Origin of the sequence: Actinotalea sp. (assembly GCF_041597215.1) — a bacterium.
Taxonomy (GTDB): Bacteria; Actinomycetota; Actinomycetes; order Actinomycetales; family Cellulomonadaceae; genus Actinotalea.
Genome location: NZ_JBFHHB010000043.1, coordinates 1 through 16,456 on the forward strand (window position 1 = coordinate 1; position 16,456 = coordinate 16,456).

General features: G+C 74.0%; 13 protein-coding genes, 1 tRNA gene and 1 pseudogene. 13 read left to right on the forward strand and 2 right to left on the reverse strand.

The features are described 5' to 3' along the window. From glp to ABWK99_RS04985, 4 genes are all read left to right on the forward strand, one after another. Positions 1 to 1,189, forward strand: a 1,189-nt coding sequence (glp, locus tag ABWK99_RS04970) for a gephyrin-like molybdotransferase Glp (protein WP_372593594.1), incomplete at its 5' end; no start/stop codon positions are given. A gap of 1 nt (position 1,190) precedes the next feature. Next, on the forward strand, positions 1,191 to 1,820 hold the full coding sequence (locus ABWK99_RS04975; RefSeq protein ID WP_372593595.1) for a GNAT family N-acetyltransferase: 630 nt from the start codon (positions 1,191 to 1,193) through the stop codon (positions 1,818 to 1,820). 22 nt (positions 1,821 to 1,842) lie between these two features. Continuing rightward, on the forward strand, positions 1,843 to 2,910 hold the full coding sequence (locus ABWK99_RS04980; RefSeq protein WP_372593596.1) for a hypothetical protein: 1,068 nt from the start codon (positions 1,843 to 1,845) through the stop codon (positions 2,908 to 2,910). Positions 2,911 to 2,975: 65 nt separating this feature from the next. Beyond that, positions 2,976 to 3,051 (forward strand) — tRNA-Ala (locus ABWK99_RS04985). Positions 3,052 to 3,128: 77 nt separating this feature from the next. Here the strand turns inward: ABWK99_RS04985 and ABWK99_RS04990 are convergent. Beyond that, positions 3,129 to 4,625: a dolichyl-phosphate-mannose--protein mannosyltransferase gene (locus ABWK99_RS04990; protein ID WP_372593597.1), complete on the reverse strand. Its 1,497-nt coding sequence runs from the start codon at positions 4,623 to 4,625 to the stop codon at positions 3,129 to 3,131. 37 nt (positions 4,626 to 4,662) lie between these two features. On the opposite strand from ABWK99_RS04990, the gene rsmI reads away from it, so the two are divergent. Further along, positions 4,663 to 5,538, forward strand: a complete 876-nt coding sequence (rsmI, locus tag ABWK99_RS04995; protein WP_372593598.1) for a 16S rRNA (cytidine(1402)-2'-O)-methyltransferase — start codon at positions 4,663 to 4,665, stop codon at positions 5,536 to 5,538. Between the two features lie 20 nt (positions 5,539 to 5,558). Here the strand turns inward: rsmI and ABWK99_RS05000 are convergent, their stop codons facing one another. Further along, positions 5,559 to 6,155, reverse strand: a complete 597-nt coding sequence (locus tag ABWK99_RS05000; RefSeq protein WP_372593599.1) for an isochorismatase family protein — start codon at positions 6,153 to 6,155, stop codon at positions 5,559 to 5,561. A gap of 142 nt (positions 6,156 to 6,297) precedes the next feature. Between ABWK99_RS05000 and ABWK99_RS05005 the strand changes: the two genes are divergently transcribed. From ABWK99_RS05005 to ABWK99_RS05040, 8 genes and pseudogenes are all read left to right on the forward strand, one after another. Beyond that, the gene (locus ABWK99_RS05005; RefSeq protein WP_372593600.1) at positions 6,298 to 7,461 is read left to right on the forward strand and encodes a sorbosone dehydrogenase family protein; all 1,164 of its coding nucleotides are present in this window, start codon (positions 6,298 to 6,300) and stop codon (positions 7,459 to 7,461) included. A 10-nt stretch (positions 7,462 to 7,471) separates the two neighbouring features. Continuing rightward, positions 7,472 to 9,832: a flippase-like domain-containing protein gene (locus tag ABWK99_RS05010; RefSeq protein WP_372593601.1), complete on the forward strand. Its 2,361-nt coding sequence runs from the start codon at positions 7,472 to 7,474 to the stop codon at positions 9,830 to 9,832. Positions 9,833 to 9,852: 20 nt separating this feature from the next. Further along, a complete protein-coding gene (gene metG / locus ABWK99_RS05015; RefSeq protein WP_372593602.1) occupies positions 9,853 to 11,478 on the forward strand; it encodes a methionine--tRNA ligase in 1,626 nt (541 codons plus the stop codon). Continuing rightward, positions 11,475 to 12,440, forward strand: coding sequence for a TatD family hydrolase (locus tag ABWK99_RS05020; RefSeq protein ID WP_372593603.1), 966 nt, complete (start codon positions 11,475 to 11,477; stop codon positions 12,438 to 12,440). Before metG ends, ABWK99_RS05020 begins: the two co-directional genes overlap by 4 nt. 141 nt (positions 12,441 to 12,581) lie before the next feature. Further along, positions 12,582 to 13,760: a ubiquitin-like domain-containing protein gene (locus ABWK99_RS05025; protein WP_372593604.1), complete on the forward strand. Its 1,179-nt coding sequence runs from the start codon at positions 12,582 to 12,584 to the stop codon at positions 13,758 to 13,760. Between the two features lie 261 nt (positions 13,761 to 14,021). Continuing rightward, complete coding sequence (locus ABWK99_RS05030) at positions 14,022 to 15,257, forward strand: transglycosylase family protein (RefSeq protein WP_372593605.1); 1,236 nt, start codon at positions 14,022 to 14,024, stop codon at positions 15,255 to 15,257. 50 nt (positions 15,258 to 15,307) lie between these two features. Continuing rightward, positions 15,308 to 16,159 carry a 16S rRNA (adenine(1518)-N(6)/adenine(1519)-N(6))-dimethyltransferase RsmA gene (gene rsmA, locus ABWK99_RS05035; protein WP_372593606.1) on the forward strand — a complete coding sequence of 284 codons (852 nt, stop codon included), beginning with the start codon at positions 15,308 to 15,310 and terminating at the stop codon, positions 16,157 to 16,159. 34 nt (positions 16,160 to 16,193) lie between these two features. Continuing rightward, a pseudogene (locus tag ABWK99_RS05040) lies at positions 16,194 to 16,456 on the forward strand (4-(cytidine 5'-diphospho)-2-C-methyl-D-erythritol kinase); the annotation flags it as partial.

Consider the following 16,456-nt stretch of genomic DNA (forward strand, 5'->3'; position numbering starts at 1 on the left):
CGAGGACGTCGTGGCACCGCGCGACGTCCCGGTCTGGGCCGTGGCGGGATGCGACGGCTACGCGGTGAGGGCCGCAGACCTCGGGGCGGCGCTGAGCACCCCCTCCGGGGCCGGGACCCGTGAGGTGACCCTCCCGGTGGTCGCTGACGTGCCGGTGACGACGGCAGAGCCGCTCCGGCTGGTCTCCGGCACCACGGTGCTCATCGCGGCGGGTGGGCCACTCCCCGCTGGAGCGGACGCCGTCGTCCCGCTCGACCACACGGACCGTGGCCGGGCCCAGGTGACGATCCGTGGACCCGTCGAGCCGGGGGACCACGTGCGTCCGGCCGGGCAGGACGTCGCCGTGGGGGTCACGGTGCTCCGTGCCGGGACCCGGCTCGCGCCGCGCCACCTCGCCGTGGCGGCGGCACTCGGCAGGGGGCGGCTCCGGGTGCATCCCGCTCCGCGCGTCGTGGTGCTCAGCATCGGGGACGAGCTCGTCGAGCCGGGGCGGAACCGGTCGCCGGGCCGGGTGCACGACGTCGACAACATCGCGCTCGCGGCTGCCGTGCGGGAGACGGGCGCGCACGCGGTCCGGGTCGGTCCGATCGGCGACGACAGGGTCCTGCTGCGCGAGGCGCTCGCCGACCAGCTCGTCAGGGCGGACCTCATCGTCCTGACCGGCGGTCTGAGCTCCGGCCCGTGGGACACCGTCACCGACGTCCTCGCGCCGCTCGGGACGGTGCGGTTCGACCAGGTGGCCATGACGCCGGGGCACCGGCAGGGCTTCGGCACCGTCCGTGCGGAGGACAGCGACGGCGACGTCCGACACGCGACGGCCCTCGCCGTCGGCAACGGTGACGGGGTGCCGGTGTTCGCCCTCCCCGGTCATCCGGTCGCCGCCATGGTCTCCTACGAGGTCTTCGTCCGCCCCGCTCTGCGCACGATGGCCGGGTACGCGGACCTCTACCGGCCGTCCGTCCGAGCGGCCTCGGCCCAGCCGTGGCGCTCTCCCTCCGGTCGCCGTCAGTTCGTCCCTGCCACGGTCGTCGGTTCGCCGACCGAGGGGTACGTCGCGCACCCCGTCGGCGATCCCGGCCAGGTCTCGCTCGGGTCGCTCGCCACGGCCAACGCCCTCGCGGTCGTCGGGGAGGACACCACGACGGTCCGCGCAGGGGACACCCTCGCCTGCCTCGTCCTGGACGGTTGAGATGGCTCCGGGCTGGCCGGCGGTGCTGCGCCACGGGGACGTGGTGCTGCGGCCGATGCGGCGTCGGGACGGGAAGGCGTGGCTCGCGGTCAGGGCGCGCAACGCCGCGTGGCTCGAGCCATGGGAGGCCACCTCGCCGGTCCCGATCCGCACCCCGCCCCCGTCGATGGGGCAGTTCGTGCGTCAGCTCGCGGCCCAGGGCCGTTCCGGAGCGGCGCTCCCCTTCATCATCGAGTACCGGGGTGAGCTCGTCGGTCAGGTCACCGTCTCCTCGATCCTGCGGGGGTCGGCGTCGAGCGCCAGCATCGGGTACTGGGTCAGCAGGGACGTCGCCGGTCGGGGGATCGTCCCGACCGCCGTCGCGCTCGCCGTCGACCACTGCTTCGGCCCGGTGGGCCTGCACCGTGTGGAGATCGCCATCCGACCGGAGAACGCGGCGAGCCTTCGGGTCGTGGCCAAGCTCGGCCTGCGTGAGGAGGGGACGAGGCTGCGCTTCCTGCACATCCAGGGCGACTGGCGCGACCACCGCTGCTTCGCCGTGACGGCGGAGGAGGTCCCCGGCGGCCTGCTGGCACGGCTGCTCTCCACGACGGCCGGGCGACACGCCGCGGACCCTCCGCCGGGCGGCTGACCGCGGCGCCTACCGTCGTGTCGTGGATCTCGACGGCCTCGTGGTGATCGCGGTGGCCGGGCTGTGGATCGCCTATCTGGTGCCGCACCATCTGCGACACCGCCAGCAGCTGCTCGAGGCTCGGGCGGACGATCGGTTCTCCGAGCACCTGCGGGTGCTGCGGGTGGCCGAGGCCGTGCGAGTCCCCACGGCGGAGGACCGGTCGCTGGCCGGATCTCCCGAGCGGGTGCTCCTGCACCCACGACGAGGAGGGGACGGGCCGATGCACCGACCGCATGGCGCCGCCGATCGCGCGAGTGCCGACACCGCCCGACGGACCGCCGCCGCGCGTGCCGCCCACGCCGCAGCTCTCGCTCGCCGAGCGGCCGCGGCCCGGCGCCGTGCGGTCCTCGCCGCCGCGCTCCTCCTGATGTCGGTCGCCGGGTGGGGAGCCGTCGCCCTCGCCGGGGCGGGACTCGTCATCGGCGCTCTTCCCTCCGTCCTGCTGGTGAGCGTGCTGGGTCTCGGTCGCCGGGCGGTCAGGGCCGGCGCCAGGGCCGACGCCGCGTGGGCTGCGGGCGAGGTCACCGCGACGCCGCCGAAGGCCGCGGACCATCCGCGCACCGCCGCTCGCCCCGGCTCCGCCCGTCGGGTGGCGCCGTCCGTCGTCGGCCGTGCCGTCCACCCCTCGGAGGCCGTCACCGAGGTGATCGTCCCGGAGGGCGGGCAGCTGCCGAGCCGTCGCACGGCGAGCGGCGAGGTCCCGGCGGCCTCGAGCACCCCGCCCCGGGTGCCGGTCGCCGCCTCGACGCCGAGCCTGCGGATCGACGTGTCGGGTGAGGGGATCGCGGAGCAGGTGTCCGAGCAGGACGCGCCCGACCCGATGGTCGACAGCGGAGTCGGGACCTGGGTGCCGGTGCCGGTGCCGCCCCCCGCCTACACCCTCAAGCCCTCGGCCCGCCGGGCCGAGCCCGCGCCCCTTCCCGCGCAGGTGTCGGCTCCCGCGTCCTCCGGTGCCACCCCGGCAGGGGAGGTCGACGAGCCCCGCCCGACGACCGGTGGACTGCCCCTCGACGCGATCCTCGCCCGGCGGCGCGCCGCAGGGGAGTGATCCGGTGGCCCGGTCCGCGCGGTGCGTCAGCACCCCCGGACGGGTGCTAGCCTTAATCCCGCTCTGGGGCTGTGGCGCAGTTGGTAGCGCGTCTCGTTCGCAATGAGAAGGTCAGGGGTTCGAATCCCCTCAGCTCCACCAGGCAGACCCCGTCGGACCAGGCGCTCAGCGCCGGGACGGCGGGGTCTCGTCGTCGGTGGCCGGTCCCGCTCCGGCCCTCACACCCAGCTCGGCAGCCACATGTGCAGCTGCCAGAAGCGGAAGGGCACCGTCGCGGCCGTCCAGACCGGCCAGAAGAAGGCGCTGACGGCCAGGACGAGCACGAGCAGCCCCGCAACGACGGAGACGCGGCGCGCGGAGGGATGCTCGAGCCAGCGACCGACCACGTGCACGAGCACGAGGATCAGGTAGGGCAGGAAGACGATCGCGTAGAACGTGAAGATCGTGCGTTCGGGGAAGAACAGCCAGGGCAGCCAGCCCGCGGCGACGCCGGTCAGGGCGACCGCGGCCACTCCGTCCCGGCGCCGGATCACCCACCACGTCGCGACGAGGATCGCGAGGGTGCCGAGCCACCAGATCAGCGGGTTGCCGAGCGAGGTGATCGCCTGCGAGCAGCGGTCGGAGCCGCAGGCCACCTGAGCCGGCTCGGGGGTCTCGTAGAAGAACGACGTCGGGCGCCACTGGACGAGCCAGGTGTAGGCGCGGGCCGCGTAGTCGTGGCTGGAGCTCAGTCCGGTGTGGAAGGTCCACATCTCCTGGTGGTAGTGCAGCCAGGAGCGCAGTGCCTCGGGGAGCCAGGTCACGCCCTCGCCCGGGTGCTCGGCCGCCCACTGGCGGTGGTAGCCCGCGGAGGACGCGAACCACGATGCCCATCCCGCGACGTAGGTCAGCGCAGCGACCGGGACCAGCGAGACGAACGCGGGCCCCGCGTCGCGCAGCAGGGTGGCCTGCCACCAGTGCACGATCCCGGCCCGGTACCGCGCAGAGGCGTCCCAGGCGACGGTCAGCAGGCCGAAGGCGGCGACGAACCACAGCGCCGACCACTTGGTGCCCAGTCCCAGGCCGAGCAGCACCCCCGCGAGCAGCCGCAGGGGTCGCCAGCCGAGCCACGGGCCGAAGCGGGCAGGGGAGAGCGGCGGGGCCGTCGCCCGTGCGAGCCGCGCTGCAGCCCGGTCCCGGTCCAGGAGGAGGGCGCCGAAGGCCGCGAGGACGAACAGCATGAGGATGTTGTCCAGCAGACCGGTGCGCGCGTGCACGATGGCCAGGCCGTCGACGGCCATGAGCACCCCGGCGAGCGCACCCAGCGCCGTCGAGCGGAACAGGCGGCGGGCGATCCTGGTCAGCAGGAGGACCGCGAGGATGCCCGCGACGGCCGTGGAGATCCGCCAGCCCACCGGGTCCTGGACGCCCATGAGCTTCTCGCCGATGGCGATCACCCACTTGCCCACCTGAGGGTGCACGACGTACGAGGGCGTCGTCAGGTACGAGTCCACGTCGCCGGCCTCGAACGCGGGATTCGGCTCCGTCGGCCACTGCGCCTCGTACCCGAGGTTGAGGAGCGTCCAGGCGTCCTTGACGTAGTACGTCTCGTCGAAGACGAGGCGGTGCGGACGGCCGAGCCCAGGCAGCCGGAGCAGGGCGGCGAGGACGGTGACGGCGGCGGCCACGAGCCAGCCGCGCAGGCGGTGCTCGTCGAGGGCGGAGGCAGGGCGCACGGCGTCAGGCTAGACGTTCGCGACCGGTGGCCGGCCGGTGCGCGCCGGTGGACCGGCGGGTCGTAGCCTTGGCCGCGTGACCACCGGGAGGATCGTGCTCGCCGCCACCCCGATCGGGGACGCGGGTGACGCCTCCGCGCGCTTGCGCGACCTCCTGTCCACCGCGGAGGTCGTCGCGGCGGAGGACACCCGTCGACTGCACGGCCTGGCGCAGCGGCTCGGTCTGGAGATCGCCGGGCGGGTGGTCAGCCACCACGAGCACAACGAGGCGGGCCGGGTGGCCGAGCTCCTCGAGGTGGTGCGCGGCGGCGGGACCGTCGCCGTCGTCTCCGACGCGGGGATGCCGACGGTCTCGGACCCAGGGCTGCCCCTGGTGCGGGCGGCGGTCGAGGCGGGGCTCCCGGTCACGGCCCTGCCGGGGCCGAGCGCCGTGCTCACGGCCCTCGCCGTCAGCGGCCTGCCCACCGATCGCTTCTGCTTCGAGGGCTTCCTCCCGCGCAAGCCGGGACAGCGCGCGTCGCTGCTCGCCGGGCTCGCGGCGGAGCGCCGCACCATGGTGTTCTTCGAGGCCCCGCACCGCCTTGCCGCGACCCTGGAGGCGATGGCGACGGCCTTCGGCGGTGATCGCAGCGCCGCCGTGTGCCGTGAGCTGACCAAGACCTACGAGGAGATCGTCCGCGCTCCGCTCGACGAGCTCGTCGCCTGGGCCGCGAGCGAGCCGCGCGGGGAGATCTGCGTCGTGGTCGGCGGCGCGCCCCCCGTCCAGGCCGTCGCGGCCGACCTCGTCCCCGAGGTGCTCGCTCGCGCCGATGCGGGGGAGCGGCTCAAGGACGCGGTGAGCGCCGTCGCGGAGTCCACCGGGGTCGCCAAGCGCGACCTGTACGCCGCCGCGCTCGCCGCTCGCTCTCGCTGAACCTCCCAGGGGCCCGGCGGTCAGACCGAGCTGGAGGCGAGCAGCTGCGCTCCGGCGGCCGTCATCCTCCTGCGGGCGGCCGCTCCCTGCTCGGCGGTGACCGGCGCCGTGAGGTCCAGCAGCACGCGCGCGCTCAGCCCGGCGGCGAGCGCGTCGAGCGTGGTGGCGAGCACGCAGTGCGACTCGGCGAGGCCGACGACGTCGACCGCCGTGATCCCGGCCTCCTGGAGGATCGTGCGCAGCTCGCGGCCCTGCTCGTCGGTGCCCTCGAAGCCCGAGTAGGCGGCAGCGTAGGCGCCCTTGCGCACCGAGGCGTCGGGGCGGAGATCGGCAAGAGCGGGGTGCAGCTCGGCCTCGGCCGTGCCCGCGACGCCGTGCGGGGGCCACGTGTCGACGAAGTCCGGGACCTCCGGCGGGACGGCGAAGTGGCGACCGGGCTCGATGTGCCAGTCCTGGGTCGTGACGACCAGCGCGTACTCCTCGCGGTGCGCGGCGGCGAACCGGGCGATGGCCTCGGCGACGGCATGCCCCCCGGGCACCGGGAGCGCACCGCCCTCGCAGAAGGTCGGCTGGACGTCGACGACGAGCAGGGCACGGCGTTCGGCTGAGGTGCTCATGAGCCGAGCCTAGGTCGCCTGCGCCGCCGCGGCCCGCAGCGGGTGCCCGATCCGAGGCCCCGGTCCAGACTGGGGCATGCGCACCCGCGAGCACGGCCGGGTCGATCCCCGGGACGCCACCCCGCGTCGGCGCAGGAGACGTGTGTGGGCGACCGGCGCTCTGCTCGCCGCTGCCGCCCTGCCGGCCGCCTGCGCCGGGACGGTGCCCGAGCCCCCGTCCACCCCGAGTGCTGCCGAGACGACGACGAGCCCCGCGCCGACCCCGACCCCGACCGGGACGCCGGACGACCCCTTCCCGCCAGGACCCGTCCTCGGGGCCCCCGGCGCCGTCGAGGACGTCCTCACCGGGATCGACACCCCGTGGGACCTCGCGTTCCTTCCTTCTGGCGCCGTGCTGGTGACCCTGCGCGACACGGCCGAGGTGCTCCTCGTCACCGCGGAGGGCAGCGGTCCGCTCACCGGGCAAGGTGCGCAGGACCTCGCCGCGAGCACCGACGTGACCGGCGAGGGAGGACTGCTCGGGATCGAGGCCTCGCCGGGCTTCGCCACCGATCACCTCCTCTACCTCTACCGCTCCACGAGCTCCGCGAACCAGGTGGTCCGGGCCGTCCTGGAGCCCGACGGGACGCTGGGGCCCCTGCAGCCGGTGCTCGACGGCATCCCGCACGCCTCCTTCCACGACGGCGGCCGCCTCGCCTTCGGGCCGGACGGCTTCCTCTACGTCACGACCGGCGACGCCGGGGTGAGCACCTCCTCGCAGGACCCGTCCTCGCTCGCGGGGAAGATCCTGCGGCTGACCCCCGAGGGCGGTCCGGCGCCGGGGAACCCGGTCGAGGGGAGCCCCGTGTGGAGCCTGGGGCACCGCAACGTCCAGGGCATCGGCTGGGACGAGGACGGCCGGATGTTCGCCAGCGAGTTCGGCCAGAACACCTGGGACGAGCTCAACGTCATCGTCCCGGGCGGTAACTACGGCTGGCCGGTGGTCGAGGGTGCCGGAGGCGGGGCCGGCTTCGTCGACCCGGTGCGGACGTGGCGCACGGCGGACGCCTCGCCGAGCGGGATCGCGGTGACCCCCGCCGGGGTGCTCCTCGCGGCCCTGCGCGGGGAGCGGCTGTGGCAGGTCCCGGTGACGGGCGACGAGATCGGCGAGCCACGGGTGGCCCTCGACGGCTACGGCCGGCTGCGCGACGTCAGCCTCGGCCCGGACGGGGCGCTGTGGGTCCTGACCTCCAACCGGGACGGCCGCGGCGACCCGCGAGACGGCGACGACCGGCTGCTCCGTCTCGCGCTGCCCGAAGGAACCTAGACTCCGGGGCATGTCCTCGACGACGGCGGTGACCATCGTCGACGCCCCGCGCATGCGGGTGCACAGCGGCGAGGACCTGCTGTCGGCGATCCTCTCGGCGCTCGGCGTCGCGGCGGTCCTCCTGCTCGCCGTCGTGGCGCACGGGACGACGGCCGGTGTCGTGGAGGACGCGCAGGTCCTCGACACCGTCCTCAGCCGCGTGCTCGTGCTCCCCGTCGCGCTGATCGCCGCCGTCGTGCTCGTCACGATCCCCGTCGGGCTGGTCGTCGAGCTCCTGGTCCGCCGCGCAGGGCGGCTCGTGCTCGAGTCGCTGGCCGGGGCAGGGCTCGCTGCCGGGCTCGCCACCGCGGTGCTCGCCGTGATCGACCTGGTGGGCTCGGACGCGCTGACGAGCGGGTTGTCCGTCCTGGGTGCCGCGGGGCCGACGGTCACGGTCCCGGTCGCCTGGGCGGCGGTCGCCGGCCTGCTCACGGTCGCGGGCCCGCGCACCACGCGCCGGTCGGTCGGGTGGGCGTGGAACACCGTCGCCGTGGTCCTGCTGCTCCTGCTGCTCGCGGGCCGGGTCTCCCTGCTCGGGGCTGCGGCGGCGATGCTGCTCGGTCGCGCGGCGGGGGCGCTGGTCCGCTACGCCTCGGGTGTCCGGTCCGAGCGTGCCTACGGCTCCGAGCTCGTGGCGGGGATCCGTCGCGCCGGGATCGACCCCGTCGTCGTGGAGCGCTCGGGCGGCGACGACGGCGTCCACCGGGACTACGAGCTGCGCACGGCCGACGGTCGCCGGCTCGGCCTCGTCGTGCTCGACGGGGACCGCCAGGTCCTCGGCGCAGTGACGAGGTTGTGGCGTGCGCTCCGTCTGCGCGGGATCGAGGGTCGCGCCTACGTCTCCTTGCGCCAGGCCGCCGAGCGGATCGCGCTGCTGAGCCACGCCGCACGCATCGCCGGGGTCCGCACCCCTGCGGTGCTGGCGGTCACGGCGGCGCAGGACTCCATGCTCCTGGTCACCGAGCTGCTTCCCGACGCGGTCGAGGAGGACTCCGCGGCCCCCGACGACGCGGTCCTCGCCGACGCCTGGTCCCAGCTCCTGCGCGCGCACCGCGTGGGGGTCACGCACCGCGCCCTGGGCAGCGGGACCGTGCAGGTCCGCTCGGGCCAGGTCTGGCTCACCGGCTGGGACTCCGGGGACGTCGCCTCGGCGGATCTCGCCAGGCGGATCGACCTGGCCCAGCTGCTCACGGCGCTGGCCCTACGGGTCGGGCCCGAGCGCGCGCTCGCCTCGGCGACCGCTGCGCTCCCCGAGGAGGACCTCGTCGCCCTCGCGGCACTGCTCCAGCCGGTGGTGCTTCCCGCGAGCACGCGGGAGGCGCTCAAGGCCCGACGCGAGGTGCTGCCTGCCCTTCGCGAGGCGCTCGCCACGCGCCTCCCCGAGGCGGACCTCGAGCCCGAGCGGCTCTCCCGCTTCGGGCTCGGCACGCTCGTCACCGTCGTCCTGCCGGTGCTCGCCGTCATCCTCGTGCTGACCCGCGTCAACCTGGACGAGGTGCTCGCCGCGCTGGAGAGCAGCGACTGGCGCTGGGCGCTCGCCTCCTTCGGGCTGGGGCTGGCCACGTTCTACGGGGCGGCGCTCGCGGTGCGCGGGTTCTCACCGGTCAAGGTCCCGATGGGCGTGGTGACCCTCGTGCACGGGGCCGCGGCCTTCGTGGCGATCGCGGCACCCTCCGGCCTCGGGGTCGGTGCCCTCAACCTGCGGATGCTCACGAGGCGTGGAGTGGCGACCTCGCTCGCCCTGGCGACCGTCGCCCTCGTCCAGGTCTCGCAGGTCGTGGTGACCGTGCTGCTCCTCGTGGGCCTGTCGCTCGTCTCGGGCACGGACGAGGCCTCGTCCTTCGTGCCGGGAAGCGCCACCTGGATCGTCCTGGGTGCTGTCGCCCTGCTGATCGCGGTGGCGATGCTCGTCCCGCCGGTGCGTCGATGGGCGCTGGGCCGGACGGTCCCGGTGCTGCGTCAGACCTGGCCGCGACTTCTCGAGGTGCTCGGGCAGCCGGGGCGGATGGCGGTCGCCCTGGTGGGCAACCTGCTGCTGTCCGTCGGCTGGGTGCTCGCCTTCCAGGCCTCGCTGCTCGCCTTCGGGGTGCAGCTGAGCCTCGTCCAGGTCGCGATCATCTACTTCGCAGGGAACACGGCGGGCGGCGCGGTACCGACCCCTGGCGGGATCGGCGGTATCGAGGTCGCGCTCATCGCCCTGCTCACCTCGGCCGGGGTGAACCCCGGCGTCGCGGCCTCGGCGGTGACCGTGTTCCGGCTGGCCACGTACTGGCTCCAGATCCCGCTGGGCTGGGCCTGCATGCGGGTCCTGCGGAGGATGGGCGAGCTCTGAGCCGCCCCTACGATGGGCGCATGCCCGACCGTGCCGCACCCCAGGCCTACTACCTGACCACGCCGATCTACTACGTGAACGACGCCCCGCACATCGGGCACGCGTACACGACGGTGGCCGGGGACATGATCACCCGGTGGCACCGGCAGCGTCAGGAGGACGTCTGGTTCCTCACCGGCACGGACGAGCACGGCCAGAAGGTCATGCGGACCGCTGAGGCGAACGGGGTCACCCCGCAGCAGTGGGCAGATCGGCTCGTCGAGGAGTCCTGGAAGCCGGTCCTGACGACGCTCGACGCGGCGAACGACGACTTCATCCGCACCACGGAGGACCGCCACGTCGAGCGTGTCCAGCGCTTCATCCAGGACCTGTACGACCGTGGCGACATCTACGCCGGCTCCTACGAGGGCCCGTACTGCGTGGGTTGCGAGGAGTACAAGCTCCCGGGCGACCTGCTCGCCGGGGTCGGGGAGCACGAGGGCCAGCAGGTGTGTCCCATCCACGGCACGCCGGTCGAGATGGTCGCCGAGCAGAACTACTTCTTCCGGATGAGCGCCTACGGCGAGCGCCTGATGGCGCACTACGAGGCGAACCCGACGTTCGTCCAGCCGGCCAGCGCGCGCAACGAGATCATGAGCTTCGTCGCCGGCGGTCTGCAGGACCTCTCGATCTCGCGCAGCACCTTCGACTGGGGGGTCCCGCTGCCCTGGGACCCCGAGCACGTGCTCTACGTCTGGTTCGACGCGCTGCTCAACTACGCCACGGCCGTGGGGCTCGGCTCGGACGACCCGGCGGACGCCGCGCTCTTCGCGCGGACCTGGCCGGCCGACGTGCACCTGGTGGGCAAGGACATCCTGCGCTTCCACGCGGCGATCTGGCCGGCCATGCTCATGGCCGCCGAGCTCCCGCTCCCGAAGCAGATCTTCGCGCACGGCTGGCTGCTGGTCGGCGGGGAGAAGATGAGCAAGTCCAAGCTCACCGGCATCGCCCCGAGCCAGATCATCGACACCTTCGGCTCGGACGCCTTCCGGTACTACTTCCTGCGGGCGATCCCCTTCGGGCAGGACAGCTCCTTCTCCTGGGAGGACCTGCACGCGCGCTACACCGCCGAGCTCGCCAACGGCTTCGGCAACCTCGCCTCCCGGGTCGCCGCCATGGTCGGCAAGTACTACGGCGGGGTGCTCCCGGCCGGTGGGGCGGCGAGCGAGGCCGAGACCGAGCTCGAGAGGGTGGCGGCGCAGGCCGTGGCGAGCGCCGAGGCGGCGATGGACCGCCTCGCGCTGCACGAGGCCGTGTCCTCCGTGTGGACGCTCGTCGAGGCGACCAACGGCTACCTCACCGAGCAGGCGCCGTGGTCGGTGGCCAAGACGGAGACGGTCGACGGTCTCGCGCCGGCGGATGGTCGTCTCGGCACGATCCTGCGCACCTCCGCCGAGGCCCTGCGCTGCCTGGCCGTGCTGCTGCACCCCGTCACCCCGAAGGCGGCCGCCGCTCTGTGGGCCTCGCTCGGCGCAGAGCCGGAGCTCGGCGCGCTCGCGGCCCAGCCCGTCTCGACCGCTGCCTCGTTCGGCGCGCTTCCTGCCGGCGCGACCGTCACCAAGGGTGCCTCGCTCTTCCCGCGGATCGAGGAGCCGACCGAGCAGTGAGCCGCCGTCGCCGCGACACCTCGTGGCCTCCGGCCCCGCCCCGCCTCGAGCACCCGCTCGTCGACGGGCACACGCACCTCGACAGCGTGCTGGAGGCGACGGACTCCGCGGGCTGGCGGCCTCGCGAGGAGCACGGGTCCGAGGGTGCGCCGGCCCCGGAGCGCACCGACCAGGGCCTCGCCGACCTCCTCGCCGCGGCCGCGCAGGTCGGGGTGACGCGCATGGTGCACATCGGCTGCGAGCTGCCGACGCTGGACTGGGCCTCGCGCGCGGTCTCGGCCCATCCGGAGCTGCTGGGTGGCGTCGCCATCCATCCCAACGAGGCCGTGCTGCACGCCGGCGTCCGGGAGGTCGCCCCCGACGGTCTCGAGCCGCAGAGCGCGCCGCATCACGCCGTCCCGCTCGACGAGGCCATCGCCCGCGTGGCCGAGGTCGCCGCGGCCAACGACCGGATCCGGGTGATCGGCGAGACGGGCCTCGACCACTTCCGCGCGGGTGAGCAGGGCCGTGCCGTCCAGCGCGAGTCCTTCCGTGCCCATGTCGCGATGGCCAAGGAGCTCGGGCTCGTCCTGCAGATCCATGACCGGGACGCACACCAGGAGGTGATCGAGGTGCTGCTCGCCGACGGTGCGCCCGAGCGGACGGTGTTCCACTGCTTCTCCGGCGACGCGGCGCTGGCCGAGACCTGCGTCGAGCACGGGTGGTACCTGTCGTTCGCGGGCCCGGTGACCTACCCGTCCTCGCAGGACCTGCGGGCGGCCCTGCACGTGACCCCGCTCGACCGGCTCCTGCTGGAGACGGACGCCCCCTACCTGCCGCCGCACCCGCTGCGGGGCCGGCCGCACGCCCCGTACCTGCTCCCGCTGACGGCGGCGGGGGTGGCGGCCGAGCTCGACCTCGACCTCGCCGAGCTGTGCGCGCGCGTCTGGCGGACGACGGAGGGCCTCTACGGGCCCTGGTAGCCGTCAAGCGGGGCGACGGAACGTCCCCTACGTCCGGTTCTGCCCGCCCTCGGCGCAGGCTCGGGACGTTCGTCGGCTACCGGTGGAGGTCACGAATCGGTTACCGTCGAGTGCCCCTGACCACAACGGACGGACCCCCGCGTGCCACGTCGAGCCCCGAGCCTCCCTTCCAGGGACGGTCGCCTCCTCGCGCAGGCACTCGTGCTTGCCGCGGTCGTGGCCGGGACGAGCGGCTTCTCCGCCCTGCACAAGCAGGTGGAGCTCGAGGTCGACGGAACGACGACGAGCGTGAGCGCCTTCGGGCGGACCGTCGGCGATGTGCTCGAGTCCCAGGGCATCGAGGTCGACGAGCACGACGTCGTCGTCCCGAGCCTGCAGTCGGCCGTCTCGGACGACACGCTCGTGGTCGTGCGGCACGCCCGCGCCGTCCAGGTCCAGGTGGACGGGGTCGAGCGCGAGGTGTGGACCGCCGCGCAGACCGTCGGGGACGTCATGGCGGACCTCGGCGTGCGGTCGACCTCGCGCACCTCCTCCTCGCGCTCGGCCAGCCTCGGTCGCGGTGTGCTCCAGGTCTCCACCCCGAAGACCGTCCGGGTCGCCGTGGACGGTGCGACGCTCGAGGTCGTGAGCACCGGATCGACCGTCCGGGAGGCGCTCGCCGAGTCCGGGGTCGTCCTGGGCGAGCACGACCTCGTCTCCGTCCCGCTGGACGCTGCCGCCGTCGACGGCCTCGTCGTCCTGGTCACCCGGGTCACCACGGTGATCGCCAGCGAGACGACCGCCATCCCCTACTCCACTGTCCGGGAGGACGACGCGACGCTCGCCAAGGGCACCGAGACGGTCGCCGTGGCGGGCCGGGACGGTTCGCACGCGGTCACCTTCGAGTCCCACCGGGCCGGTGAGGTGGAGGTCGGCCGGACCGTGCTCGCCGAGACCCAGGTGGTCGCGCCCGTCACCGAGGTCATCAAGGTCGGGACCCGCACGACCCCCGACGTCCCCACCGCCCCGGCCGTCGAGCCCGGCACCGCGCGCGCGATCGGCCTCGAGCTCACGCTCGCGCGGGGCTGGTCCGAGTCCGAGTTCGCCTGCCTCGACGCGCTGTTCACCAGGGAGAGCGGCTGGCGGGTCAACGCGGCGAACTCCTCGAGCGGGGCCTACGGCATCCCGCAGGCCCTTCCCGGATCGAAGATGGCCACCGTCGGCGCCGACTGGCAGACCAACCCCGCGACCCAGATCACCTGGGGTCTGAACTACATCGCCGGTCGGTACGGCACACCGTGCGGGGCATGGGCGTCGTTCCAGGTCAAGAACTGGTACTGAGCCCGGGCGGGCGCCAGGGGTTGGCAGAAGGTCACGAAAAGGTTACGATCCTTGGGCTCGTAAGCCTGGGGCTGCGCTCCGGGACTGGACGGCCGCCTGTGACGGCCGCGAGAGCCGGCTGACCTCCGACGGTGCGGGGCGGCCTTGACGGCCGGATCAGGGATCCCGGGCCGACCACGGCGACGCCCTCGGGCGGGACCCGCGGCCGGACGCGTGCGCGCACCCCCCCCTGTGCCCGGGCCTGCCGACGTCTGGAACTCGATGACCTTCCGCTCCTCGCTGCGCCACACCCTCGCGCGACTCCGCCCCCACAGCTCCACCGACTCCGCCACGCCGGGAGCCGTCCACGACGACGTCGTGGAGACGGACCTCACGGCCGTCGCGACCCCGCGTCGACGCACGCGCCTCCCGCTGCCCGTGGCAGCCCTGGCCGCGGCCCTGGTCCTCGCCGGCGGGACGGTCGCCGTCGCCGAGGCGCACAAGACCATCGAGCTCGACGTCGACGGCGAGGTCATCGCCTACTCCACGTTCACGAGCAGCGTCCAGGGAGTCCTGGACGCCCAGGAGATCACCATCGGGAGCCATGACGAGGTCACTCCCTCGGTCGACTCGGTGCTCGACGACGGCGACGTGATCGTCGTGCGTCACGGTCGGCAGATCTCGGTCGTCGTGGACGGCACGGAGAAGACCGTGTGGACCACGGCGCTCGCGGCCGACGAGGCGCTGAGCACGCTGACCGCGCGAGGCTCCGACGTCCGACTCCTGGCCTCTCGCTCCGCGTCCGGCGGGCGGGCGGCGCTCCCGCTCCCGCTCGCGGTGAGCGGGTCGGTGGACGTGGTCGCCGACGGTGAGACCACGACGGTCGACGGTGTGCAGGATCTCGACGACGCCTTGGACGAGGCAGGCCTGACGCTCGGCGAGGAGGACCGCATCGGAGTGGCCCTCAGCAGCGCCGGTCGTGTCACGGTCACCGTGCAGCGCGTGGTCACCGCGGAGGAGGTGTCCGTCACCGAGGTCCCGTTCGAGACGGTCACCGAGAAGACCTCCAGCCTGACCAGCGGCGTGCAGCGCACCTCGACGGCCGGTGTCGTCGGCGAGCTGACGACCACCTACCTCGTCGTGCGCGTGGACGGCGCCGAGGAGTCGCGCGTCGAGATCGACGCGACGGTGACCCGCGAGCCCGTCTCGAAGGTCGTCCAGGTCGGCACGGCGCCCGCACCCACCGCCACGGCCTCGTCGTCGAGCACCACCGTCAGCGGCGACGTCTGGGCGGCGCTCGCCCAGTGCGAGTCGGGCGGCAACCCGACGATCGTCTCGAGCAACGGCCTGTACTACGGCCTGTACCAGTTCTCGCTCCCCACCTGGCAGGCGATGGGCGGCAGCGGTCTGCCCAGCCAGGCCTCGGCCGCCGAGCAGACCCAGCGGGCACAGGCTCTCCAGGCGCGCTCGGGCTGGGGCCAGTGGCCCGCCTGCTCCTCCAAGCTCGGCCTGCGCTGAGTCGCCCTCCGGTGCACCGGGTCCTGCCCGCGCGCCCCTAGGCTCCTGTCATGACCACAGACGCCCTGCTCGGCCCGGCCGCGATCCGGGACCTGGCAGGGCGTCTCGGTCTGACGCCGACGAAGAGCTGGGGGCAGAACTTCGTCGTCGACTCCGGGACCGTGCGCAAGATCGTCCGAGGCGCGAAGGTCACCCCCGGCGAGAGCGTCGTCGAGATCGGCCCAGGGCTCGGCTCGCTGACCCTCGGCCTGCTCGAGGCCGGAGCGCACGTCACCGCCGTCGAGATCGACCCGATGCTCGCGGCCCAGCTTCCCGTCACGGTGGGGGAGCGGATGCCGGACGCCGCCGACCGGCTCGCCGTGCTTCCCGCCGATGCCCTCACCGTCACCGAGCTGCCGGGCCCGGCCCCGACGGCGCTCGTGGCGAACCTGCCGTACAACGTCGCCGTCCCGGTGCTGCTGACCTTCCTCGCGCGCTTCGACTCCCTCGAGCGGGTCCTGGTGATGGTGCAGTCCGAGGTGGCCGAGCGGATCGTGGCGGGGCCGGGCTCACGCATCTACGGGATCCCCTCGGTCAAGGCGGCCTGGTACGCCCGGGCGCACCTCGCCGGGTCGATCGGCCGCGCCGTCTTCTGGCCGGTACCCCGGGTGGACTCCTCCCTCGTCGCGCTCGAACGCCGGGAGCCTCCGGTGACCACGGCCTCGCGCGAGGAGGTCTTCGCCGTCGTGGACGCGGCGTTCGCCCAGCGCCGCAAGATGCTCCGCTCCGCGCTGGCCGAGCTCTTCGGCTCCTCCGCCGCGGCGCAGGAGGCGCTGAGTGCTGCCGGTGTCGACCCCACGGCTCGGGGTGAGCGGCTGACGGTCACCGACTTCGCGCGCATCGCCGAGCAGCTCCCTCGATGAGCGCCACCGGGTACCCCCGTGCGAGAGTGTTCGGATGACCGGGGCGGGAGTGCGGGTGCGAGCACCCGGGAAGATCAATCTCAGCCTCGGCGTCGGTCGTCGTCGTGAGGACGGTTACCACCCCCTGTCGACGATCTTCCAGGCGGTGTCCCTCTACGAGGAGGTGACGGCGCTGCCCGCGCCGGAGCTCGCGCTCACGGTGACCGGGAGCCATGCGGACCGGGTCCCGGTCGACGAGACGAACCTCGCCTGGCGCGCGGCCCGACTGCTGGCCGACACCGTCGGCCTGGAGCCGAC

What these genes read in the sequence shown, in the direction of transcription:
- ABWK99_RS05030 (WP_372593605.1), top strand. Translation starts at nt 14,022, where the DNA reads ATGACCTTCCGCTCCTCGCTGCGCCACACCCTCGCGCGACTCCGCCCC.
- ABWK99_RS04975 (WP_372593595.1), top strand. Translation starts at nt 1,191, where the DNA reads ATGGCTCCGGGCTGGCCGGCGGTGCTGCGCCACGGGGACGTGGTGCTG.
- ABWK99_RS05000 (WP_372593599.1), bottom strand. Translation starts at nt 6,155, where the DNA reads ATGAGCACCTCAGCCGAACGCCGTGCCCTGCTCGTCGTCGACGTCCAG.
- rsmA (WP_372593606.1), top strand. Translation starts at nt 15,308, where the DNA reads ATGACCACAGACGCCCTGCTCGGCCCGGCCGCGATCCGGGACCTGGCA.
- metG (WP_372593602.1), top strand. Translation starts at nt 9,853, where the DNA reads ATGCCCGACCGTGCCGCACCCCAGGCCTACTACCTGACCACGCCGATC.
- ABWK99_RS05010 (WP_372593601.1), top strand. Translation starts at nt 7,472, where the DNA reads ATGTCCTCGACGACGGCGGTGACCATCGTCGACGCCCCGCGCATGCGG.